19 protein-coding genes, 1 tRNA gene and 1 riboswitch are annotated in these 22043 nt (G+C 72.0%); of the genes, 6 read left to right on the forward strand and 14 right to left on the reverse strand.

Features of this window, described 5'->3' with window-relative positions:
* Positions 1 to 3: 3 nt before the first annotated feature.
* Together cobF and cobN are read right to left on the reverse strand one after the other, a co-directional pair.
* Positions 4 to 819, reverse strand: a complete 816-nt coding sequence (cobF, locus tag FIV43_RS06910) for a precorrin-6A synthase (deacetylating) (RefSeq protein ID WP_141013533.1) — start codon at positions 817 to 819, stop codon at positions 4 to 6.
* 7 nt (positions 820 to 826) lie between these two features.
* A complete protein-coding gene (gene cobN, locus FIV43_RS06915; protein ID WP_141013534.1) occupies positions 827 to 4465 on the reverse strand; it encodes a cobaltochelatase subunit CobN in 3639 nt (1212 codons plus the stop codon).
* A 28-nt stretch (positions 4466 to 4493) separates the two neighbouring features.
* Positions 4494 to 4643: riboswitch (cobalamin riboswitch) on the reverse strand.
* On the opposite strand from cobN, the gene FIV43_RS06920 reads away from it, so the two are divergent.
* Complete coding sequence (locus FIV43_RS06920) at positions 4637 to 5089, forward strand: hypothetical protein (protein WP_141013535.1); 453 nt, start codon at positions 4637 to 4639, stop codon at positions 5087 to 5089. (Overlaps the previous riboswitch by 7 nt.)
* Here FIV43_RS06920 and FIV43_RS06925 read toward each other — a convergent pair.
* Positions 5040 to 6593, reverse strand: a complete 1554-nt coding sequence (locus FIV43_RS06925) for an AMP-binding protein (RefSeq protein ID WP_141013536.1) — start codon at positions 6591 to 6593, stop codon at positions 5040 to 5042. The genes FIV43_RS06920 and FIV43_RS06925 overlap by 50 nt on opposite strands.
* Before the next feature lie 168 nt (positions 6594 to 6761).
* Between FIV43_RS06925 and FIV43_RS06930 the strand changes: the two genes are divergently transcribed.
* From FIV43_RS06930 to FIV43_RS06940, 3 genes are read left to right on the forward strand one after another with little or no spacing between them, the layout of a single operon-like run.
* On the forward strand, positions 6762 to 7175 hold the full coding sequence (locus tag FIV43_RS06930; RefSeq protein WP_141013537.1) for a hypothetical protein: 414 nt from the start codon (positions 6762 to 6764) through the stop codon (positions 7173 to 7175).
* Positions 7150 to 8628 (forward strand): sensor histidine kinase, encoded by a 1479-nt coding sequence (locus FIV43_RS06935; protein ID WP_231123796.1) that lies wholly within the window; start codon positions 7150 to 7152, stop codon positions 8626 to 8628. Before FIV43_RS06930 ends, FIV43_RS06935 begins: the two co-directional genes overlap by 26 nt.
* Entirely contained in the window at positions 8628 to 9293 is a 666-nt protein-coding gene (locus FIV43_RS06940; RefSeq protein WP_141013539.1) for a response regulator transcription factor, read from the forward strand. The genes FIV43_RS06935 and FIV43_RS06940 overlap by 1 nt, the downstream gene beginning before the upstream one ends.
* Before the next feature lie 21 nt (positions 9294 to 9314).
* Here FIV43_RS06940 and FIV43_RS06945 read toward each other — a convergent pair whose 3' ends face one another.
* The 5 genes from FIV43_RS06945 to FIV43_RS06965 all read right to left on the reverse strand — a co-directional run bounded on the left by FIV43_RS06945 (position 9315) and on the right by FIV43_RS06965 (position 13849).
* Positions 9315 to 10238, reverse strand: coding sequence for a serine/threonine-protein kinase (locus FIV43_RS06945; protein WP_231123797.1), 924 nt, complete (start codon positions 10236 to 10238; stop codon positions 9315 to 9317).
* Positions 10239 to 10252: 14 nt separating this feature from the next.
* The gene (locus FIV43_RS06950; RefSeq protein WP_141013540.1) at positions 10253 to 10642 is read right to left on the reverse strand and encodes a hypothetical protein; all 390 of its coding nucleotides are present in this window, start codon (positions 10640 to 10642) and stop codon (positions 10253 to 10255) included.
* Between the two features lie 180 nt (positions 10643 to 10822).
* Complete coding sequence (locus FIV43_RS06955) at positions 10823 to 11095, reverse strand: AtuA-related protein (RefSeq protein ID WP_196780995.1); 273 nt, start codon at positions 11093 to 11095, stop codon at positions 10823 to 10825.
* A gap of 1 nt (position 11096) precedes the next feature.
* Positions 11097 to 12443, reverse strand: coding sequence for an acyclic terpene utilization AtuA family protein (locus FIV43_RS06960; protein ID WP_196780996.1), 1347 nt, complete (start codon positions 12441 to 12443; stop codon positions 11097 to 11099).
* Positions 12440 to 13849, reverse strand: coding sequence for a CitMHS family transporter (locus FIV43_RS06965; RefSeq protein WP_141013542.1), 1410 nt, complete (start codon positions 13847 to 13849; stop codon positions 12440 to 12442). Before FIV43_RS06965 ends, FIV43_RS06960 begins: the two co-directional genes overlap by 4 nt.
* A gap of 111 nt (positions 13850 to 13960) precedes the next feature.
* On the opposite strand from FIV43_RS06965, the gene FIV43_RS06970 reads away from it, so the two are divergent.
* Positions 13961 to 14911, forward strand: a complete 951-nt coding sequence (locus FIV43_RS06970; RefSeq protein ID WP_141013543.1) for a LysR family transcriptional regulator — start codon at positions 13961 to 13963, stop codon at positions 14909 to 14911.
* Between the two features lie 54 nt (positions 14912 to 14965).
* Here the strand turns inward: FIV43_RS06970 and FIV43_RS06975 are convergent.
* The 4 genes from FIV43_RS06975 to FIV43_RS06990 all read right to left on the reverse strand — a co-directional run bounded on the left by FIV43_RS06975 (position 14966) and on the right by FIV43_RS06990 (position 17862).
* Positions 14966 to 15038, reverse strand: a tRNA-Val gene (locus FIV43_RS06975).
* A 248-nt stretch (positions 15039 to 15286) separates the two neighbouring features.
* Positions 15287 to 15766 carry a peroxiredoxin gene (locus FIV43_RS06980; protein ID WP_141013544.1) on the reverse strand — a complete coding sequence of 160 codons (480 nt, stop codon included), beginning with the start codon at positions 15764 to 15766 and terminating at the stop codon, positions 15287 to 15289.
* Complete coding sequence (locus tag FIV43_RS06985) at positions 15766 to 17373, reverse strand: AMP-binding protein (protein ID WP_231123798.1); 1608 nt, start codon at positions 17371 to 17373, stop codon at positions 15766 to 15768. Before FIV43_RS06985 ends, FIV43_RS06980 begins: the two co-directional genes overlap by 1 nt.
* Before the next feature lie 60 nt (positions 17374 to 17433).
* Positions 17434 to 17862, reverse strand: a complete 429-nt coding sequence (locus tag FIV43_RS06990; protein WP_269204067.1) for a DUF3052 domain-containing protein — start codon at positions 17860 to 17862, stop codon at positions 17434 to 17436.
* Positions 17863 to 18077: 215 nt separating this feature from the next.
* Here FIV43_RS06990 and aceE point away from each other — a divergent pair, with 215 nt between their 5' ends.
* Positions 18078 to 20879 carry a pyruvate dehydrogenase (acetyl-transferring), homodimeric type gene (aceE, locus tag FIV43_RS06995; protein WP_141013547.1) on the forward strand — a complete coding sequence of 934 codons (2802 nt, stop codon included), beginning with the start codon at positions 18078 to 18080 and terminating at the stop codon, positions 20877 to 20879.
* 55 nt (positions 20880 to 20934) lie between these two features.
* On the opposite strand, the gene FIV43_RS22115 is transcribed toward aceE, so the two are convergent.
* On the reverse strand, positions 20935 to 21204 hold the full coding sequence (locus FIV43_RS22115; protein ID WP_231123799.1) for an alpha/beta fold hydrolase: 270 nt from the start codon (positions 21202 to 21204) through the stop codon (positions 20935 to 20937).
* Positions 21183 to 21902, reverse strand: coding sequence for an alpha/beta fold hydrolase (locus FIV43_RS07000; protein ID WP_231123800.1), 720 nt, complete (start codon positions 21900 to 21902; stop codon positions 21183 to 21185). Before FIV43_RS07000 ends, FIV43_RS22115 begins: the two co-directional genes overlap by 22 nt.
* Between the last annotated feature and the right edge of the window lie 141 nt (positions 21903 to 22043).

A 22043-nucleotide genomic window follows, 5' to 3' on the forward strand; every position in this document is an offset into this window, starting at 1 on the left:
GGCTCATCGCTCCCCCTCCGGCGCGCGCAGCAGGTAGACGTCCATCACCCATCCGGCCGCCGCGCGCAGCCGATCCCGGGCGGCTCGCACCTGCGGCAGCACCTCGGCCACCCGCCCGGTGACCAGGCGCTCGGTGGTGGTCCCCAGGTTGCCGCCCCACCACAGCGACCACGCGGCCAGGTCCGTCTGCTCGAGCTCGTCGAGGTCGCGGTTGAGCATCACCACGATGTTGCGCTGGCCGGCGTCCACCGCCGAGCGCAGCGCCCGGCCGGTGGTGACGTGCAGCGGGTGGCCGACCTCGTGCAGCACGATCCGGTGCCGGGCAGCGAGCAGCTGCAGGGCGGAGATCCCCGGCAGCACGTTGACCTCGACGGCCTCCCCGGAGCCGGTCCGCGACGCCGGCAGGTCCGCGACCCGGTCGAGCACCCGGAGCGTGGAGTCGTAGAAGGCCGGGTCGCCCCAGACCAGGAACCCGACGTCGCCGGGACGGGCCGCCATCGCGTCGGCGACCCTCTCGGTGCGGGCGTCGTGCCAGGCCGCCACCGCCGCCCGGTAGTCGGCATCGGCCCCCACGGCCCCGGTACGACGCTCGCGGGGCGGGTCGTCGACGTACACGACCGTCGCGGACGGTCCGACGTGACGGGCGAGCACCGCCTCCCGGGCCCGCACCAGCGGGTCCGGTGCGCCGTCGCGCACCGACGCCGCCTTGTCGAGCACCAGGAACCAGTCGACCGAGCGCATCGCCGCGACGGCTTCGACGGTGACCTGGTCGACCCCGCCGGGGCCGATCCCGATCACCCGCACCCTGCGTGTGCTCACCGCGACCTCACCGGTCCTCGAGGTCGCCCTCGACCTCGAGGTAGACCTGTTGCAGCGCAGCCAGCGTCCGGGCGGACGGCTCGGCCCACAGCTTGCGGTCGACCGCCTCGTGCAGCTTCTCCACCATGCCACGCAGCGCCCACGGGTTCGACCGCTTGAGGAAGGCCTGGTTCTCCGCGTCGAGCACGTAGGAGTTGGCCAGCGACTCATACATCCAGTCGTGCACCACGCCCGTGGTGGCGTCGAAGCCGAAGAGGTAGTCGACCGTCGCGGCCAGCTCGAACGCCCCCTTGTAGCCGTGCCGCTGCATCGCGCTGATCCACCGGGGGTTGACCACCCGGGCCCGGAAGACCCGGTTCGTCTCCTCCTGCAGGCTGCGGGTGCGGACCGCGTCCGGCGAGGTCGAGTCGCCGACCAGGGCCTTCGGGTCGCGTCCGGTGAGCGCCCGGACGGTGGCCACCATGCCACCGTGGTACTGGAAGTAGTCGTCGCTGTCGGCGATGTCGTGCTCGCGGGTGTCCAGGTTCTTCGCGGCCACCTTGATCCGGCGGTAGTTGGCACGCATGTCGTCGGCGGCCGCGACACCGTCCAGGTCGCGGCCGTAGGCGAAGCCGCCCCACGCGGTGTAGACCTCGGCGAGGTCGTTGTCGTCGCGCCAGGACCCCGCCTCGATGGCCTGCAGCAGGCCGGCGCCGTAGGAGCCCGGCTTGGACCCGAAGATCCGGGTCCTCGCCCGACGGGCGTCACCGTGCTCAGCCAGGTCGGCGCGGGCGTGGGCGCGCACGTGGTTCATCTCGTCGGGCTCGTCCAGGTCGACGACCATCGCGATCGCGTCGTCGAGCATCGTCACGACGTGCGGGAACGCGTCCCGGAAGAAGCCGGAGATCCGCACCGTGACGTCGATCCGCGGCCTGCCGAGCTCCGCCAGCGGCACCACCTCCAACGACCGCACCCGCTTGGACGCCTCGTCCCACTCGGGCCGCACGCCCAGCAGTGCGAGCACCTCGGCGATGTCGTCGCCGGAGGTCCGCATCGCCGACGTGCCCCACACCGAGAGGCCCACCGAGCTCGGATAGTCGCCCTCGTCGTCGAGGTAGCGCTGGAGCAGCGAGTCGGCCAGCGCCTGCCCGGTCTCCCAGGCCAGTCGGGACGGCACCGCGCGCGGGTCGACGGTGTAGAAGTTGCGACCGGTCGGCAGCACGTTGACCAGTCCGCGCAGCGGCGAACCGGACGGCCCGGAGCGGACGAACCCGCCGGCCAGCGCGTGCAGAACGGCGTCCATCTCCGCCACCGTGCCGTCCAGCCGGGGCACCACCTCGGTCGCGGCGAAGGCCAGCACGCGTCGTACCTCGGGGTCCTCGTGCAGGCCGTCGGCGGCGGCGGGGTGCCATCCGGCGTCCTCCATCGCCTGCACCAGGTCCCGCGCCTGGGACTCGACCCGGTCGGTGGTCGGCGCGTCGGCGTCGTCGGCGAGCCCGAGCGCCCGACGCAGACCCGGCACCGCGTTGCTGGCGCCGCCCCAGACCTGGGCGGCGCGCAGGATGGCGAGCACCAGGTTGACCCGGGCCTCCCCGGCCGGGGCGTTCCCGAGCACGTGCAGCCCGTCGCGGATCTGCGCGTCCTTGATCTCGCAGAGCCAGCCGTCGACGTGCAGCAGGAAGTCGTCGAAGGTCTCGTCGTCCGGCCGGTCGTCGGCGCCGCGCTCGGCCATCCCGAGGTCGCGGTGCATCTCCGCGGCGTGCATCAGCTGCCAGATCTCGCCGCGGATCGCGGCCAGCTTGGCCGGGTCCATCGCGGAGATCTTGTCGTACTCCTCGAGCAGCCCCTCCAGGCGTGCGATGTCGCCGTAGCTCTCGGCGCGGGCCATCGGCGGCACCAGGTGGTCGACGATGGTGGCGTGGGCGCGTCGCTTGGCCTGCGCGCCCTCGCCGGGGTCGTTGACCAGGAACGGGTAGACCAGTGGCAGGTCGGCGATGGCGGCGTCGGTGGCGCAGGCGGCCGAGAGCGCCGCGTTCTTGCCGGGCAGCCACTCCATCGAGCCGTGCTTGCCCAGGTGCACCACGGCGTGGGCGCCGAACCCGCCGTCCGCGACACCGGCCCGCAACCAGCGGTACGCCGCCAGGTAGTGGTGGCTCGGAGCAAGATCCGGATCGTGGTAGATCGCCACCGGGTTCTCGCCGAAGCCGCGCGGTGGCTGGATCATCACCACCACGTTCCCGGCCGGCAGCGTGGCGAGCACGATCTCGCCGTCGTCGTTGACGAAGAGGGTCCCCGGCGACGCGCCCCATGCCTCCTCCACCTCCGCGCGCAGCCGGGCGGGGAGGTCCGCCGTCCACGCGTCGTAGGCGGACCGGCCGACCCGGACGTGAGCGTCGCTCAGCTGCGCCCCGGTCAGCCACTCCTCGTCCTGGCCGCCGGCCTCGATCAGCGCGTGGATGAGCGCGTCTCCCGCGGCGGTCTCGTCCTCGGCATGGGCGGGGTCGTCGAGGATCCGGGTGACCACGTTGTCGGTGCCCAGGTGATAGCCCTCCTCCCGCATCCGGCGGAGCAGCCGGACGGTGCTGACCGGGGTGTCCAGGCCGACCGCGTTCCCGATCCGCGCGTGCTTGGTCGGGTAGGCGCTGAGCATCAGCGCGATCCGCTTCTCCGCGACCGGCACCTTCCGCAGCCGCGCGTGGTTGACTGCGATGCCGGCCACCCGGGCACAGCGCTCGGGGTCGGCGACGTAGTGCGGCAGTCCGTCGGCGTCGAGCTCCTTGAACGAGAAGGGCACGGTGCTGATCCGGCCGTCGAACTCCGGGATCGCCACCTGGTTGGCGTAGTCCAGCGGGCTGACCCCGTCGTCGGACTCCTCCCACTCCGCGCGGCTCCCGGTCAGGCAGAGCCCCTGCAGCACCGGGATGTCGAGGGCCGCGATCCGCTCGACGTCCCAGCTCTCGTCCTCGCCGCCGGCCGAGACGGCCGCCGGCGTCGCGCCGCCTGCCGCCAGCACGGTCACCACCAGCGCGTCCAGGTCCCGCAACGCCTCGAACAGGTCGTCGGGCGCGGACCGTAGCGAGCCGGCGAAGACCGGGACGGCGACCGCCTCCCCGGTGGCGTCGATCGCGTCCGCGAGCGCATGCACGAAGTCGGTGTTGCCGCTGGCCTGGTGGGCCCGGTAGTAGAGCACACCGACCCGGGCCCGCCCGGCCGTCATGTCACCCGTCGGCGGGGTCGGCCGCTCCTCGAGCCCCCAGGTGGGGATCTGCGCGGGCGGCTCGAACCCGTCCCCCTCGAGCAGCACGGTGTCGCCCAGGAAGGCGTGCAGCTGGGCCAGGTTGGCCGGGCCGCCCTCGGCGAGGTAGCGGTGCGCCTCGGCCGCGACGCCGACCGGCACGGTGGAGCGCTCCATCAGCTCCGCGCTGGGGGCGGCCTCGCCGCCGAGCACCACCAGCGGAGTGCCGGTCGCGTGCAGCGCGGCCAGCAGCGCGTCGTACTCCTGCGGGGAGCCGAGGAGCCGGACCACGGCGAGGTCCGCGGCCGCCGCCGCGGCGGCGAGGGCGCCGATCTCGCTGCGGGACGGGTTCGCCCAGGTCCAGGCGGCGCCGCTGGCGCGGGCCGAGAGCAAGTCGGTGTCGGACGTGGACAGCAGCGCGATCGTGCGCACGGATCCTCCTCGGGGTTCTCGCCCCTCATCGGTCGGACATCCCGTGGTCAGTGTCTGGCTGCGCGTCGCCGACCGAGGTCGACCACGCGGTCACAGTGGCGGAACCGCCCCGGAGTCTCACCGGGTTCCTGCTCCACGGGACGTGTGGTGCGCACAGCCTACGGTGGGCCCGTGCCGTACGACGCCGCGCCCGCCCCTGCGGACGCCGGTGCGCCCGTGGTGCTCCCCGACGGCCTGTCCCGCGCCGACATCCTGGCCGCGGTCGGAGCCGCCCGGCTCTCCCGCCCCGACCGCGCGCTGACCCTGGTCGGGCACGGCAGCTCAGGGGTCGCCGTGCTGTCGCTGGCGTTGCACCAACGCCGACTCGGACTGGTCCTCGCCGCGGTGACCTGCCGCGATGCCGCCGACGACCACGACCCGATCAGTGGCGCGCCCCTGCCGGCGCCCGGCCCACCGCGCCACCCGACCGCGGTGACGATCCTGACCGCGTCGGGGAGCCGCTGGGCCGAGGGAACCGCCGCGGCGTGGCGCGAGGCGGGCTGGGAGGTCACCCTCGGCCGGGTGGCCGCAGGCGTCAGTTCACCTGACGGTCCCGGTCCTTCCAGTAGCCCTCACGGAGCTTGAACTTCTGCAGCTTGCCGGTCGCGGTGCGGGCGAGCTCGTCGCGGAACTCCACCGAGGTCGGCGCCTTGTAGCCGGCCAGCCGTTCCTTGCACCAGGCGATCAGCTCGGCCTCGGTCTCCGGGCCGGCGACGCCACCGTCGGCGAGCACCACCAGCGCCTTGATCGTCTCGCCCCACTTCTCGCTGGGCACTCCGATCACGGCGACCTCGGCGACCAACGGGTGCGAGAACAGCGCGTCCTCGACCTCGATCGAGGAGACGTTCTCCCCACCGGTGATGATCACGTCCTTCTTGCGGTCGGCGATGGTCAGGTAGCCGTCCTCACCGATGGTGCCGCCGTCGCCGGTGTGGAACCAGCCGTCGGCCAGGCACCGGGCGGACTCCTCCGGGTTGTCCCAATAGCCCTCGAGCACGACGTTGGAGCGGGCCAGCACCTCGCCGGAGCCCTCCTCGCTGTCGTCGATCTTCAGCGTCACCCCGATCGCGGGCGCCCCGGCCCGGGTCAGTCGGGCCGCACGCTCCTCGCCGGGCAGGTCGTCCCACTCGGCGCGGGTGCGGTTGAAGGTCAGCAGCGGGGAGGTCTCGGTGAGGCCGTAGATCTGGATGAACTCCCACCCGAGCTCCTCCTCCACGCGCACCACGGTCTTGGTCGGCGGAGGTGCGCCGGCCATGATGATCCGCACCCGGTCGCGCCCCGGGATCTCACCGTCCCAGGTCTGGGCCGCCTCGAGCACGGCGGCGGCGACGGCCGGTGCCGCGCACATCACGGTCACCCCGTGGTCGCGGACCCGGCGCAGGATCTCGGCGCCGTCGACCTTGCGGAGCATCACGTGCTGCGCGCCGACCCCGGTCATCGCGAACGGCATCCCCCACCCGTTGGCGTGGAACTGCGGCAGCGTGTGCAGGTAGACGTCGCGGTCCCCGATCTGGGCGTGCAGCCCGAAGGTCAGCGCGTTGGTCCAGATGTTGCGGTGGGTGATCTGCACGCCCTTGGGCCGGGCCGTCGTGCCCGAGGTGTAGTTGATCGTCGCGGTGGCCGCCTCGTCGTGCTCCCACGGCACCGGTACGGCGCCGGGGTCGGCGTAGAGGTCGGAGTCGGTGCCGAGCACGAACTTGTGCTCGCACTCGATGCCCTTGAGTGACTCCTCGAGCTCGGGATCGACGTAGAGCACCCGGGCACCGGAGTGGTCGACGATGTACTGGATCTCGTCGGGCCGCAGCCGGAAGTTCACCGGCACCAGCACCCGGCCCCAGCCGCTGACGCCGAAGAAGGCGACCTGCAGGCGGGCGCTGTTGTGGCTGACGACCGCGACGCGCTCGCCGACGCCGATGCCGAGCTCGTCCAGCTTGGCGGCCTGGCGGCGGGCCAGGTCGGCGACCTGCGCGTAGGTGAGCTCGCCGAGGCTGGCTGCGGGCTGGTTCGGCTCGTCCACGACGCCGACGCGGTCGCCGTACACGGTGACGGCGCGGTCGAGGAAGTCGTTGACGCTGAACGGAACGAACATGGACACCCCTCCAGGTGGATGTGATCGTCGCCACGATAGGCCGGTGGTGTCGGTCGCGGTCCACCCCCGATGGGGTGTCGCGCCGCACGGCCGCCCGTGCGGGCCGGATGAGAGTGCTCTCATCCTGCTCTCACCCGGGCGCCACCTTGGGGCAGGATCGTGCCCACTATGCGGTGGTGGCCTGAGCAGGGGTGGCGGAGCCCGGTGTGGCGAGCGGTGCTCGCCCTCGCGGTCGTGCTGCCGCTGGCGGGATTCGTGGCCGGGACCGTGGTCGGCGCGTCCGACGACGGCCCCGGGAAGCGCGCACCGGTCGAGCTCACCACCCAACGCACCACGGAGTCGACCGGCCCGGCCCCGGGGCGCACCGCGCGGCCGCGGCCCGGCGGCTCGCCCTCCCCCACGCCCCGCGACGACGACCGGGACGACCGGGACGACCGGGACGACCGGGACGACGACACCGTCGAGGTGATCACCCCGGAGCCCTATGACGACGAGGATGATGACGACGACCGAGGCGAGGCCCACGACGACGCGGACGACGATGACGAGGACGACGATGACGGGAGCGGGGACGACGGGTGACGCCGCCCGGCGGCCCGGCCTGTCCGTCCGGGTCCGGATCACCGCGCTGGTGGCGCTGCTGGTCACCGTGGCCCTCGCCGGCGCCGGCCTGATCGTCTTCGTGATCGAGGCCGAGCGGGTGGAGAACTCCACCGAGCGAGAGGTCGAGCAGGAGCTGGACGAGTTCGTGGCGCTGCGCGACGCGATGGTGGCAGCCGACCCCGACGTCGGCACGCGCGCGCTGCTCACCGAGTTCCTGCGCCGCAACGTCCCCGACGACGACGAGCTGCTGGTCGCCTGGGTGGGTGACCGGCCGGTCGCCCAGTTCCCCGCGGACCCGCTGGTCGACGATCCCGCCTTCCGGGAGGCCGTCGCGCCGCTGGTGACCGACGGCGGGACGACCTACCTGTCCACCCCGGACGGCGAGGTGCGGGTGCGGTCCCAGCCGGTCACCGGCGACGCGGACGGCGCGCTGCTGGTGGCGACGTACCTGGCCGAGGACCGCGCCGAGCTGCTGTCCACGATGCGCACCTACGCGATCACCGCCGGCGTCTCGGCGCTGCTGATCACCCTCGCCGCCGGATGGTTGGCCGGGCGGTTGCTGCTCCCGCTGCGCACCCTGCGGCACACCGCGGAGGAGATCAGCGCCACCGACCTCTCCCGCCGGATCCCGGAGGCCACCCGGGACGACGGCTCGCCAACCCGCCGTGACGACGTCACCGCGCTGACCCACACCGTGAACGGGATGCTGGACCGGCTGGAGGCCGCCTTCACCGGGCAGCGACAGTTCCTCGACGACGCCGGGCACGAGCTGCGCACCCCGCTGACCGTGCTGCGCGGCCACCTGGAGCTGCTCGACCCGGACGACCCGGTGGAGGTCGCCGAGACCCGGGCGCTGCTGGTGGACGAGGTGGACCGGATGGCCCGGCTGGTGGGCGACCTGATCCTGCTCGCCAAGAGCGACCGCCCCGACTTCCTCGCGCTGGGCGAGTCCGACCCCGACGACCTGGTCGCCACGGTGCTCGCCAAGGCCCGCGCCCTCGGCGACCGCAGCTGGGTGCTCGACCCGGCGACGGGGTCGGCGGCTGGGTCGGCGGCCGCCGGACCGCTGCTGCTGGACGAGCAGCGGATCACCCAGGCGCTGCTGCAGCTCGCGGACAACGCGGTCAAGCACACCGCCCCGGGCGCCGAGATCGGGATCGGCACCGCGGTGTCCGGCGGCACCGTCCGCTACTGGGTCCGCGACACCGGCCGCGGCGTGCCGGACGCCGACCGGGACCGCATCTTCGAACGGTTCGGCCGATCCCGGGTGCCGGACCAGGACGAGGGGTTCGGCCTCGGCCTCTCCATCGTCGCCGCGATCGCCGCCGCGCACGGTGGCCGGGCGTTCGTGACCGACCCGCCCTCGGGCCCCGGCGCCTGCTTCGTGCTCGCGCTGCCCGCCGTCCGTCCGCTCGACACCCTGGAGGTCTGATGGCCCGGATCCTGATCATCGAGGACGAGGAGCGGATCGCCTCGTTCGTCGCGAAGGGGCTGCGCGCCGAGGGGCACCAGAGCGTGGTCGCCGCCGACGGCCACACCGGCCTGGAGCACGCGCTCTCCGGCGAGTTCGACCTGGTGGTGCTGGACATCGGGCTGCCGGGCCTGGACGGCTTCGAGGTGCTCGACCAGCTGCGCTCGCAGGGGTCGCGGGTCCCGGTCGTCGTGCTGACGGCACGCGACTCCGTCGGCGACACCGTCTCCGCCCTGGAGGGCGGCGCGGACGACTACATGGCCAAGCCGTTCCGGTTCGCCGAGCTCAACGCCCGGATCAAGCTGCGGCTGCGCGCCGAGGCCGGCGCCGGCGGGCGCGAGGAGAGCCTCCGCGCCGCTGGGATCTCGCTGGACCTGCGCACCCGCCGGGCGCAGGTCTCCGGCCGGCAGGTCGACCTGTCGGCGCGCGAGTTCGCGCTCGCCGAGATCTTCCTGCGCAACGCCGGGCAGGTGCTCTCCCGCGAGCAGCTGCTCGACCACGTGTGGGGGCTCGACTTCGACCCCGGGTCGAACGTCGTCGACGTCTACGTCGGCTACCTGCGCCGCAAGTTCGGCGCCGACGCGATCAGCACCGTGCGCGGCATGGGCTACCGGTTCGGGCGCTGATCACGCCGAGCGGCCGGCGGCTCAGCGACCGCCGACCTTGAAGGAGAGCTGGGGCGCCGGCTGGCGGGCCATCACCGGCTCCAGCGCGTCGGCCACCTGGTGCGGCAGCGGCCGGTCGCCCGGGCTGCGCTCCAGCATGGCGAGTACCACCTCGCGCACCTCCGCCGCCACCGGTACGTCGAAGCGGGCCGCGTCCTCGACCAACTGGGGATGCCGCGCGGCCGGCGTCGGCGCGTCGGGCTCGCCGTACCGGAAGGGGCGGCGTCCGGTGATCGCGTGGAACAGCGTGGCGCCGATCCCCCACACGTCCGAGGCGTGTCCGGGGGCGCCGTACCGTCCTCCCGGATCGGCCTGCTCGGGCGCCAGGTAGGCGTCGGTCCCGATGATCCCGGTGATCTCCTCCGCCGCCGCGGCGGAGCGGGCCACGGAGAGGTCGATCAGCCGCGCGGGCGAGCCCATGATCAGGTTGCTCGGCTTGATGTCGAGGTGACAGACGTCGGCATGTCCGAAGAAGTGCACCGCGCTGGCCAGATCGACCGCGAGCGGCAGGTACTGCTGCTCGGAGAGGCGGCCGTGCCGGCGCAGCAGACGCCCCAGGTGGGGGCCTTCGACGTGCTCGAGGACCAGGTGCGGCCGGGCTCCCGCGCTGTCGTGGCGCAGTCCCCGCACCACCACCGGGTGGTGGGCGATGTCGAGCGCGCGGGCCTCCCGGTCGAGGCCGGCCAGGGTGGCTGCGTCGTCGATCAGGTGCGGGCGGACCAGCTTGACCACCACGGTGCCGTAGGTGATCTCGTCGAAGGCGAGGTAGGCCTCGAAGGCGGACCCACCCCCGAGCAACCGCAGGGCGGTCAGCTCGGGGGTGATCGCGGCGCCCTCGACGAGCGCCCAGCTCTCGCCGTCGGGGGTGGTGCCGGCGGTGCCGGGCATCGTCAGGGGCGTGCTCATCGGACCCGGCCCGTTCAGCGGGTGTTGTTGCGGCTGCGGTCGTTGGTCTTGTTGCGCGACCAGTCACGGGTGCGGTCGCCACCGTCGCGCGTCCAGTCCTTCACCTTCTTGTTCCGACTGTTGTCACGACCGCTCCGGCTGCCGGTGCGGGACCGGTCGTTCCTGGTGTTCCTGGTGTTCTTCGACTTGGTGTTCTTCGACTTGGTGTTCTTGGAGCGGGTGTCGCGGTCGTTCCGGGTGCGGTCCACGTCGTCGTCACCGTCGTCGTCGACCTGGGTGACCCCGGGGGTGTCGTCGTCGCGCTTGAACAGGTCGTCGCCGGCGAAGGCGGCGACCGGCAGCGCGACCAGGCCGGTGGTGACCAGTCCGGCGAGACCGAGCGTGGCGGTGGACTTGAGCTTCATGGTTCCTCCTCGTCGTGGGTGTCTGACGGGGAGTACGTTGCCGAGCCGCCGTGAGGCGTCCGTGAGGTCCGGATGAGAGCCCTCTCATCCCGCACATCGGCGGTCGGCGGCGTGCGGGAGACCGTGGCCGCGCGACCGCCGCACGACCCTAGTCCAGCGCCATCGACAGAAGGTGGTAGCTCAGCGCCTTGCCGTGACCGTCGAGCACCGTCGACCCGGTGACGCCGCCCCGAGTGCACCGGGCAGGGTCAGCACCAGCGCGGGCAGGGTCGGCATCTCGGACACACGGACCGGGCCGGTGAGCGCACCACCGAAGTGCGCGGCCACCCGCTCCTCGGTCAGGCCGGCGACGAGCCGGGGATGGTCGTCGGGGTCTCGTGGCAGCACCGCGAGGATCAGGGTGTCGCCCTTGTCGCCGGCCCGGACGTCGGCGAGGTCGTCGAGAACCGTCATGTCAGATCACCTCCACCCGGGGTGTCACGAGGTCGCGCGGCACCAGGCACGAGCGGATCGCCACCCGTTCGTGGCGCAGCCCGCGGGCACCTCCGCCGCCTGCCGGGCCGTTCGTGTAGAGCGACTCGACCTCCCACCCGACCGCGTGCGCGGCGTCTTCGTCGTGGACCCGTGCCGAGACCCGCAGCCGCACCTCGAGCGGGTCCGTGGCGGCCGCATCCGCCCACCCCCGGAACGCTGCACCCGCGCCGATCATCTCGACGGTGATCGCGTCCTCGGCCAGTCCGTGGATCGCGACGAGCCGCTCGCGCACGACCTCGGCCGCGAGCTGTGCGCGCTCCAGTGCGCGGGGGCCGGCATAGCTGATCTGTCCCTCGCCCAACCAGCCGTCCCGGAAGCCGAGCGTCACCTTGAGCTGGTCGGGTCGCGCAGCGCCCGCCGCCCCGGAGACCGCCACCCGGTCCCGGCCGGTCTCCTCGAAGCTCACCCCGGTGAAGTCAGCGATGACGTCCGGTGTCACGTACGACGACGGGTCGCCGACCTCGTAGAGCAGCTGCTCCCCGCAGGTCCGCCGGTCCAGACGTCCGCCGCTGCCGTCGACCTTCCCGAGGACCGCTCGCCCGTCGGGATCGACGTCCGCGAACGGGAAGCCCAGCCGGGCCAGACCCGCGACGGGTTTGGTCAGGGGGTCGGCGAAGTAGCCGCCGGTCAGCTGTCCGGCACACTCGAGCAGGTGGCCGACCACGGTGCCCGCGCCGAGCCGGTCCCAGTCGTCCAGCGACCAGCCGAAGGCATGTACCAGCGGGCCGAGGTAGAGAGCCGGGTCGGCGACGCGGCCGGTGACGACCAGGTCCGCGCCGTCCTCGAGTGCGGCGACGATCGGCTCGCACCCGAGGTAGGCGTTGGCCGAGATCAGCTCGGCGGAGGCCGACGAGAGCGGTTGACCGGTCTCCCACAGCTCCGGGTCGATCCGCCGTACGACGTCGAGCACGTCGTCCCCGGTCACCACCGCGACCCGGGACTGCAGGCCCAGCTCGGCGACGATGCGGCGGGCCGTCTCGCCGGCCGCCGCAGGATGGGCGGCACCGGAGTTGGTGACGATCCCGGTGCCCTGCCGGGCGGCGTGTGGGAGGACCGCCCGCAGCCGCGGGGCGAGCAGCGGGTCGTACCCGGTCGTGGGGTCTGCCAGCCGACGCGCGTGACCTGCCGCGACCGTCCGCTCCCCCAGGCACTCGAAGACCAGGTAGTCCAGGTTCGCCTGAGAGGCGAGCTCGACCGCGGGGTCGATGCGGTCGCCGGCGAAGCCCGCACCGGCGCCCAGCCGGAGCCGGGGGACGTCGCTCCTCACGCCCACAGCGGCACCGCCCCGGTGATCACCGCGGCCACCAGCATCACCAGGCTCACCAGCCAGGCCCATCCGACCAGGTGACGGATGTGGCGGCCGATGTCCACGCCGCCGAGGCCGACGAGGAGGAAGAACGAGCCGGTCAGCGGGCTGATCGGGAAGCCGACCGTCTCCTCGCCGAGCAGCGCGGCCTGGGCGATGTCGGTGCCCGAGACGCCGAACTGCTCACCCACGCCGATCAGCACCGGCATGACCCCGAAGTAGAACGCGTCCGGGCCGAAGAGGAGGCTCATCGGGACTCCGAGAGCGCCGACGATCAGCGGGAGGGCAGGTGCGGCGCCGCCGGGCAGGGCGTTGGCCGCGACCTCGGCCATCTCCTCGATCATGCCGCTGCCCTCCAGGATGCCCAGGAAGACACCGGCCGCGAGCAGCGTGGTCGCCATCAACATCGCGCCCTTGGAGTGGGCCTCGATGCGTTTCGTCTGTTGCGCCAAGCCGGGGTAGTTCACCACCAGCGCGATCACGGCGCCGACGAGGAAGAGCAGCTCGGGCGACGCCGTACCGGCGATCAGCAGGGCGATCACGACGAGGGTGAGCAGCGCGTTGAACCAGAGCAGCCGCGGCCGGAGCAGCTCCGGGTGGGGCTCGTCGGTGTCGTCGACCGCGATGCTGGTGCCGACCGCGGCGTCGACCGGTCCGCCGCGGCCCCGCACCGGAACGGCGCCGGTGTTCGGCAGGGCGCCCACCGAGCCAGCGGTGTTCCCGGCCCCGACGCTCGTGGTGACCGCGCTCTGCTCGATCCGCTGCGCCTCGCGCCGGCCCAGCCACCAGGCGATCACGACGACGGTGATCATGCCGACGACCTGTGCCGGGATCAGGGGCACCCAGAGGTCGTTGGCGGCCTCGCCGGTGACCGATGCCGCCCGGGCCGTCGGCCCGCCCCACGGCAACAGGTTCATCACGCCTGCTCCGAGCCCCACGCACGTGGTGAGCACCAACCGGCTCATCCCGAGCCGGTCGAAGAGCGGCAGCATCGCCGGGATCGTGATCAGGAACGTCGTGGCGCCGGCACCGTCGAGGTGGGCGGCCATCGCCAGCAGCACCGTACCGACGCACACCGTGACCGGCGCGTTCCCCGCGAACCGGACGATCCGCGCGATGACCGGGTCGAACAGTCCCGCGTCGCGCATCACGCCGAAGTACACGATCGCGAAGACGAACATCGTCGCGGTGCCCACGACTCCGCCCAGGCCGGCGGCGACGAACCCACTGATCTCGGTGGGGCCGAAGCCGGCCAGCAGGGCACCGACGACCGGGACGCCGGCCAACGCCACGACCGCCGCGACACGGTTGGTCAGCAGCAGGGCCAAGATCGCGGCCACCATGAGGTAGCCGATGAGTGCGAGCATCACAAGCCTTTCGTCTCTGGCGCCGGGTCCTCGACCGGACTCGGGCCTCGTCGAGTGTGACCACCGACACTTGTCCGCGTCCAACATCAATGTCGGATAGATTGATGTGTGATGAGCATTGATATCGGACTGCGGCACCTCCGCGCCGTCGTCGCCGTCGCCGACGCGGGCGGTTACTCAGCCGCCGCGCGCCGGCTCGACATGGCCCAGTCCTCCTTGTCCCGCACCGTCGCCGAGGCGGAGCGCCGCCTCGGCGTCCCCCTCTTCGAGCGCACCACACGGCAGGTGCGCCCGACGCCGGACGGAACCCACCTGATCGGCATGGCCCGACGACTCCTTGCGGACTTCGACGCCTCGCTGGCGCACTTCGAGGGCTACCTCGCCGGGCAGCGCGGCACCGTCTCGATCGCAGCACTGCCCTCGATCGCGGCGACACTCCTGCCCGGAGTGCTGGCAGCGTTCCGCGCCGAGCGACCCGAGGTGACGGTGATGGTGCGTGACGGCCTGTCCGGTGAGGTGCTGGAGATGCTCCGCTCGGGAGCGGTCGACCTGGCCCTCACCGTCATCGGCGAGTCGCCTGCCGGCACCACGGCCCGGCAGGTCGCCAGCGACGAGTTCGCCTGCGTGATCCCTGAGGGTCACGAACTCTCCGCCCGGAAGGAAGTCCGCTGGTCCGACCTCGCAGGCCGACCGTTCGTCGCCTTCGACACCACCTCGAGCATCCGGAGCCACACCGACCAGGTGTTCGCCGACCAGGGCATCGAGACCGGACCACGCACCGAGGCTCGCAACATCGGCGCGGTCGCCGGACTCACCGGCGCAGGGCTCGGGGTCACAGCAGCACCCGGGCTCGTCCTGCCGATGATGCGGTTCGCCGGGCTGACCTGGAGGCCACTCATCGAGCCGCGGGTACGCCGCCCGATCAGCCTGGTCCACCACCGCGACCGGCCGCTCTCCCACACGGCCATCGCGCTCGCCCGACTGTTGGTCGAGGCCCCTGCTCGTTCCGCCACAGAGGCCAGCGACCTTCCCGACCTGGTGCGGTGGAACGGGCCGCGCTGATCCCGGCTGGCAGGTCGGCCCGGAGGCTGGGTGCCATCTGACCCGCGGAGTCGGTGGGCGCAAAGGGACTCGAACCCCTGACATCCTCCTTGTAAGGGAGGCGCTCTACCAGCTGAGCTATGCGCCCGCGTCCCGGCCGAGGCCGGAGCAGCGACAGCCTACTGGCCGCGGGCTGCATGGACGAAAGGCGGGGCGCCCACACGGACGGTGCGCCCGCCCGCCGGACGCGCCGGCGAAAAAGAGTTGAACCGCCGGCGTCTCGGGTCACCAGCGGTTCAACACGATGAACTCTACCCAGCCGGTCCGGATCAACCAAGGGCGTTGGTCCGAATTGGTCCGGTCGTCCCGAGGGCCTAGTCCGTTCTGACTACTCGATCAGCCGTCGGCCGCGGCACGCAGCTGACGGAGGTGCTCGTCGAGGTCGCGTCCGGCATGCATCGCGTTGTGCACCGACCAGCGGATCGTCCCCTCCGGGTCGATCACGTAGGACGAGCGTCGGGGGGCGCCGAGCTTCTCGTCGAGCACCCCGAAGGAACGCGTCGCCGCGCCGTGCGGCCAAAAGTCGCTGAGCAGGCCGAAGTTGAGCCCGTCGCTGTCCGCGAAGGCGCGTAGCGCGTACACCGGGTCGCAGGAGATCGCCAAGACCTCGGTGTCGAAGGTGAGGAACTCGTCGAGGCGGTGACGGATGCCGGCCATCTCCCCGGTGCACACCCCGGAGAAGGCGAACGGGTAGAAGAGCAGCGCCACCGCCTTGCTCCCCCGGTACGACGACAGCCTGGTGTCCTGACCGAACTGGTCGCGCAGCATGAAGTCCGGCGCGGTCGCGCCGACCGGCAGCGGCTCCTGCCCGGTCATCAGCCGGCCGCCAGGTCGCGCTTGAGCACCTTGCCCGTGGCGTTGCGGGGCAGCTCGTCGAGGAGCTGGATCGAGCGGGGCACCTTGTAGCGTGCGAGATTGGCCTTCACGTGATCCTTCAGGTCGTCCTCGGTCAGAGTGGGGTCGCTGAGCACCACGTAGGCGGCCAGCCGGGAGCCGAAGTCGTCGTCAGGCACGCCGATCGCGGCGACCTCGTGGACGCCCGGGTGGGAGGCGAGGCAGTCCTCGACCTCCTTGGGGAAGACGTTCTCGCCACCGGAGACGATCATCTCGTCGTCGCGGCCCTCGACGGAGAGCCGGCCGTGCGCGTCGAAGCGGCCGACGTCCCCGGTGCACATCAGCCCACCGACCATCTCCTTGCCGCCACCGCCGGTGTAACCCTCGATCTGCAGCGCGTTGCCGACGAAGATCCGGCCGGGCTCCCCGACCGGGACCGGGTGGCCCGCCTCGTCCAGGATCCGCACCTCGGTCGCGTGCGGCGGCCGGCCCGCCGTGCCGGGGGCTGCGCGCAGGTCGGCCGGGTCGGCGATCGACGCCCAGGCGACCTCGGTCGAGCCGTACACCGAGTAGAGGTGGTCGCCGAACCGGTCCATCCATCGCGTCGCCAGGTCGCCGGGGAGCGCGGACCCGGACGACGCGACCGCCTTCAGGTGCGGCAGCGGATACCGGTCCAGCGTCTCGTCGGGCAGCGCGAGGATGCGCTGGAGCATCACCGGGATCACCGCGAACGAGTCGCAGTCGTACTTGTTGAGCAGCTCCAGGGCGGACTCGGGGTCGAAGGATCGGCGCAGCACCAGCGTCGTACCGAGCAGCATCGCTAGCTGGTAGTGGGCGAAGCCCCAGGTGTGGAACAGCGGCGCCGCGACCTGGCAGGTCCAGCCCGAGCGCAGCGGCATCCGGGAGAGCAGCGAGACCGCCGCCGGGACCCCACCCTGTGGACGCGGGGCGCCCTTGGGCGTCCCCGTGGTGCCGGAGGTGAGGATGACCGTCCGCCCGGCCCGCTTCGGCGGCGCCGGCTCGGACTCGTCTCCGGTGCGGATCATCCCCTCGAGGGTGTCCGGGTCGTCGCCGCGGTCGGCGTCGGTCCAGGCGAGGATCCGGTCCTCGACCGGTGCGGAGTCGAGGAGGTCGGTGAACTCCTCGTCGTGGATCAGCACGCGGGGTCGCTCGCGCTCGAGCACATCGGCCAGCTGCGGCCCGGCGAACGCCGTGTTCAGGTAGAGGACGTCGGCACCGACCTTGGAGACCGCGATCGACGCCTCGACGAAACCGCGGTGGTTGCGGCACATCACCGCGACACCGTCCCCTGGCGCGACGCCACGCGCCGCCATCGCGTTCGCCAGCGCATTGGTCCTGCGGTGCAGCTGGGCGAAGGTCAGCGACCCGCGCTCGTCGATGATCGCGAGTTGGTCGGGCATCCGCTGCGCGGCGGTCTTGAACCCACCGGAGGGGTGCGGTCCCCAGCGGTACAGGGTGGTCACCAGGCCCGCGAGCACCCGGGGCGAGTACGGACGCACGATCCCGGACTCGGCCAGGATCCGCAGGCTGGTCGCAGCGTCGCGCGCCCGCCCGGTGATCGTGCCCATTCTCGCTGCCATCTCCTCGTCAACGCGGCCGTGCGCCGGAGGTGACGCTACTCGGCAGGCTCAGGCGACGGTCTTCGGGGCGACCAGCCGGGTCGCCGCCCAGTCCGCGCTGACCGTGGTGGTGGTCGTCGTCGAGAGACCTGCCACTGGTGCCGCCTCGGCGATGTCCGCGGCGTCGACGGCGTTGGGCCGACCGATCTTCGGGGTGAACAGCCAGATCACGCCGCCGCCGACGAGGTCGGTCAGCGAGTCGACCAGGCCGTCGACCAGGTCGCCGTCCTCCTCCCGCCACCACAGCACCACGGCGTCGACCACGTTGCCGTAGTCACCGTCCACCATGTCGCCGTCGATCGCGTTCTCGATGGCGACGCGGAGGTCGTCGTCGGTGTCGTTGTCCCAGCCGAGCTCCTGGACGATCATCCCTGCCTTGAAGCCGAGCTGATCAGCGGTGCCTGACGGTGCAGTACCGCCACCGGCGGTGGAAGTCACGGTGTTCCCATCTCCTCGAGTGGTCAGCGGCGCGGGTGCGCACGTGTGTTGAGTGGGAGTAGTCCAGCCCACCACGGTGCTGCGCGCAACCCGAGGCACGCTATTCGCCACCATTCGTCCCGGCCCCGGAGGGGCGCGAGCGGGACGATCGCCCGAAGGTTGGGACTACCGGTGAGTAGATTTTGCCGCTCGGCGATGAGTGCGACGATGGACGGGTGACCCACGACAGCACACCGAACGGCGGCCCCACCTCTGCCGCCCGCGGGTCGGCCCGCTCCGTCATCCACGAGGGCCTGCCGACCCAGCTTCCCGACATCGACCCTGACGAGACCCAGGACTGGCTCGCGTCCTTCGACGCGATGGTGGACGAGCGCGGCCGCGAGCGCGCTCGGTACGTGATGCTCCGGCTCCTCGAGCGGGCCCGCGAGTCCCGCGTGGGCGTCCCTGCGCTGCGCAGCACGGACTACATCAACACCGTGCCGCCCGAGCGCGAGCCCTGGTTCCCGGGCGACGAGGAGGTGGAGCGCCGCATCCGGGCCTTCATCCGGTGGAACGCGGCGGTCACCGTCTCCAGTGCCAACCGCAAGGGCCTGGAGGTCGGCGGCCACATCGCCACGTACCAGTCCAGCGCGAGCCTCTACGAGGTCGGCTTCAACCACTTCTTCCGCGGCAAGGACCACCCCGGCGGCGGCGACCAGGTCTTCTTCCAGGGCCACGCCTCGCCCGGTATCTACGCCCGCGCCTTCCTCGAGGGCCGGTTGAACGAGGAGCAGCTCTACCGCTTCCGCCAGGAGGTGCAGCACGGCACGGGCGCGGGCCTCTCGTCGTACCCGCACCCCCGGCTGATGCCGGACTTCTGGGAGTTCCCGACGGTCTCCATGGGCCTGACCGGGATCAACTCGATCTACCAGGCGCGGTTCAACCGCTACCTGCACAACCGCGGCATCAAGGACACCAGCGACCAGCGCGTGTGGGCCTTCCTCGGCGACGGCGAGATGGCGGAGCCCGAGTCGCTGGGCGCGATCCGCGTGGCCGCCCGCGAGGAGCTGGACAACCTGGTCTGGGTGGTCAACTGCAACCTGCAGCAGCTGGACGGCCCGGTCACCGGCAACGGCAAGATCATCCAGGAGCTGGAGTCCAACTTCCGCGGCGCCGGCTGGAACGTGATCAAGGTCGTGTGGGGCCGCGAGTGGGACGACCTGCTCGCCCGTGACGTCGACGGCGTCCTGGTCAACCAGATGAACGCGACGCCGGACGGCGCCTTCCAGACCTTCTCGGTCGAGGACGGGGCCTACACCCGCGAGCACTTCTTCGGCACCGACCCGCGGCTGCGCAAGATGGTCGAGCACATGACCGACCAGCAGATCCGCAAGCTGCCGCGCGGTGGCCACGACTACCGCAAGGTGTACGCCGCCTTCGACTCCGCGACGAACCACGTCGGTCAGCCGACGGTGATCCTCGCGCAGACCATCAAGGGCTGGACGATCGACGCCCTCGAGGGCAAGAACGCCACCCACCAGATGAAGAAGCTGACCAAGGACGACCTGCGTCGCTTCCGCGACCGGCTCTACCTCCCGATCAGCGACCGCGACATCGACACCGCCTACGAGGAGACCGGCGCCGCGCCGTTCTTCCACCCAGGCGACGACGCGCCCGAGATCGAGTACATGCTCGAGCGGCGCCGGCAGCTGGGTGGCTCTCTGCCCCGCCGGGTCACGCGGTCCGAGCCGCTGACCCTGCCCGGCGACAAGACCTATGCCGAGCTGAAGAAGGGCGCCGGCAACAACAAGCTCGCCACCACGATGGCGGCGGTCCGGCTGCTCAAGGACTGGATGAAGGACCCGGAGATCGGGAAGCGGGTCGTACCGATCGCGCCCGACGAGTACCGGACCTTCGGCATGGACGCGATGTTCCCCTCGGCCAAGGTCTACGACCCTGCCGGTCAGACCTTCGAGTCGGTCGACCGCAACATGTTGCTGTCCTACAAGATGTCGTCCCAGGGCCAGATGCTCCACGAGGGCATCTCCGAGGCCGGCGCGATGGGCTCCGCGATCGCGGCGGGGTCGTCCTACGCCACCCACGGCGAGCCGATGATCCCGTTCTACATCTTCTACTCGATGTTCGGCTTCCAGCGGACCGGCGACTCGATCTGGGCGATGACCGACCAGCTCGCCCGCGGGTTCCTGATCGGTGCGACCGCCGGTCGCACCACGCTGACCGGCGAAGGTCTCCAGCACGCCGACGGCCACTCGCCCCTGTTGGCGGTGACCAACCCCGGGGTCGTGCACTACGACCCGGGCTTCGGCTACGAGGTCGCCCACATCATGCGCTCCGGCCTGGAGCGGATGTACGGCTCGACCGAGGAGCACCCGCACGGCGAGGACGTGGTCTTCTACCTGACCGTCTACAACGAGCCGGTCCCCCAGCCCGCCGAGCCCGACGACGTCGACGTGGACGGGATCCTGCGCGGCATCCACCGGGTGGGCGGCTCCTCGGGCGAGGGTCCGCGGGTGCAGCTGCTCTCCTCCGGCGTCGGCATGCCGTGGGTCGCCGACGCCGCGCGGATGCTGGCCGAGGAGTGGGGCGTCCAGGCCGACACCTGGTCGGTCACCTCCTGGAACGAGCTGGCCCGCGACGCCGTGTCCACCGAGGAGTGGAACCTGCTCAACCCGGGCGAGCCGCAGCGCACGCCGTACGTCACCGAGAAGCTGGGCGGGGCGAACGGGCCGTTCATCGCCGTCTCCGACTACATGACCGCGGTGCCGATGCAGATCGCGCGCTGGGTCCCCGGCGACTACTGCGTGCTGGGCGCGGACGGCTACGGCTTCGCCGACACCCGGCCCGCGGCGCGGCGCTTCTTCCACATCGACGCCGAGTCGGTCGTGGTGCGCACCCTGCAGGCCCTCTCCGACGCGGGCGAGATCGACCCTGCGCTGGTCCAGAAGGCCTTCGACAAGTACCAGATCGACGACCCGACGGTGGTCGCCGGGGTGAAGCAGGAGGGCGGCGACGCCTGATCCGACCTCCGGACCGAGATCCGGGTGAGCACCGCTGCGGGCGGGCGCGAACGGCTCAGGCCGTGGCGTCCGCCCGTAGCGTCTGGACGGAGGCGACGGGCGCCGAGGAAGGGCCCGCCTTCAGCAGTCGGCGGAACCGCGCCCGGCTGTAGCGGGCGGGCTCGGTGGTGGCGATGAACCCCGCCAGGATGCGGACGAACCCGTCGGGGTCGTTCTTGTGCGGGAAGTGGCCGGCGTCCTGGATCACCGAGACCCGGGCCGCCGGTGCCAGCAGGGCCGCGTTGCCGGCGTGCGCGACCGGGATCACCTGGTCCTCGGTCCCCACACCACGGCGAGAGGCATCTCCTCGGTCAGGTAGGCGCGGTCGGACATCGTCACGATCTGGCCCCGCCAGTCGATCACCGCCCGCACCAGGTGCCGGATCGCGAACCGGGTCCGACGGTCCTTCCACGACTCGACGATCCCGGCGATCTCGCCCAGGTCGCGCGTGTAGGGCCGCAGCGGGCCTCCCACCAGGGACAACGCACGCAGGCCGGCGGTCTCCAGGTGGCGGATACCGGGCAGCGTGAGCACCGCCGCCGCCGCGCCCCAGCCGGGCGCCTGGATCAGCTTGATGAACGGCGTCACCTCCGGACCGAGGCCGCCCGAACCGACCAGCATCACCCGCTCGCACCGCTCCGGGAACTGGTAGCCGAACTGCATCGCGACGCCGCCGCCGAAGCTGTGACCCACCACGGTCGCCTTGTCGAAGCCGAGCACGGTGAGCAGGTCGCGCATGCCGTTGGCATAGCCACCGAGGGTGTAGTCGGCCCGCGGCTTGTCGGAGAGCCCGTGCCCGAGCAGGTCGGGCGCGATCACCGTGTGGTTCTCGGCCAGTGCATCGATCACCGGGGTCCACGTGCGGTGGTCGCAGGCGAGCCCGTGCAGCAGCAGCACGACGGGTCCCTGCCCGGCCATCACGTACGCGCGCTTCTTGCCGTGGATCGTGACGTAGCGGATCTCGTGCGGCGCATCGGTCGTCACGGGGACCTCCTGGCCGGTTCCCAGAGCTGGGACCTATCGGGGCTTCACGTCGAATTGGTAGACGATTCAACCACGAAACCCCGAAAGTACGGGGCTCTGGGCACCCATCACCGCCGACGGCCCACCCGGATCGGCCGGCCG

This window comes from Nocardioides sambongensis (assembly GCF_006494815.1).
In the GTDB taxonomy this organism is placed as follows: domain Bacteria; phylum Actinomycetota; class Actinomycetes; order Propionibacteriales; family Nocardioidaceae; genus Nocardioides; species Nocardioides sambongensis.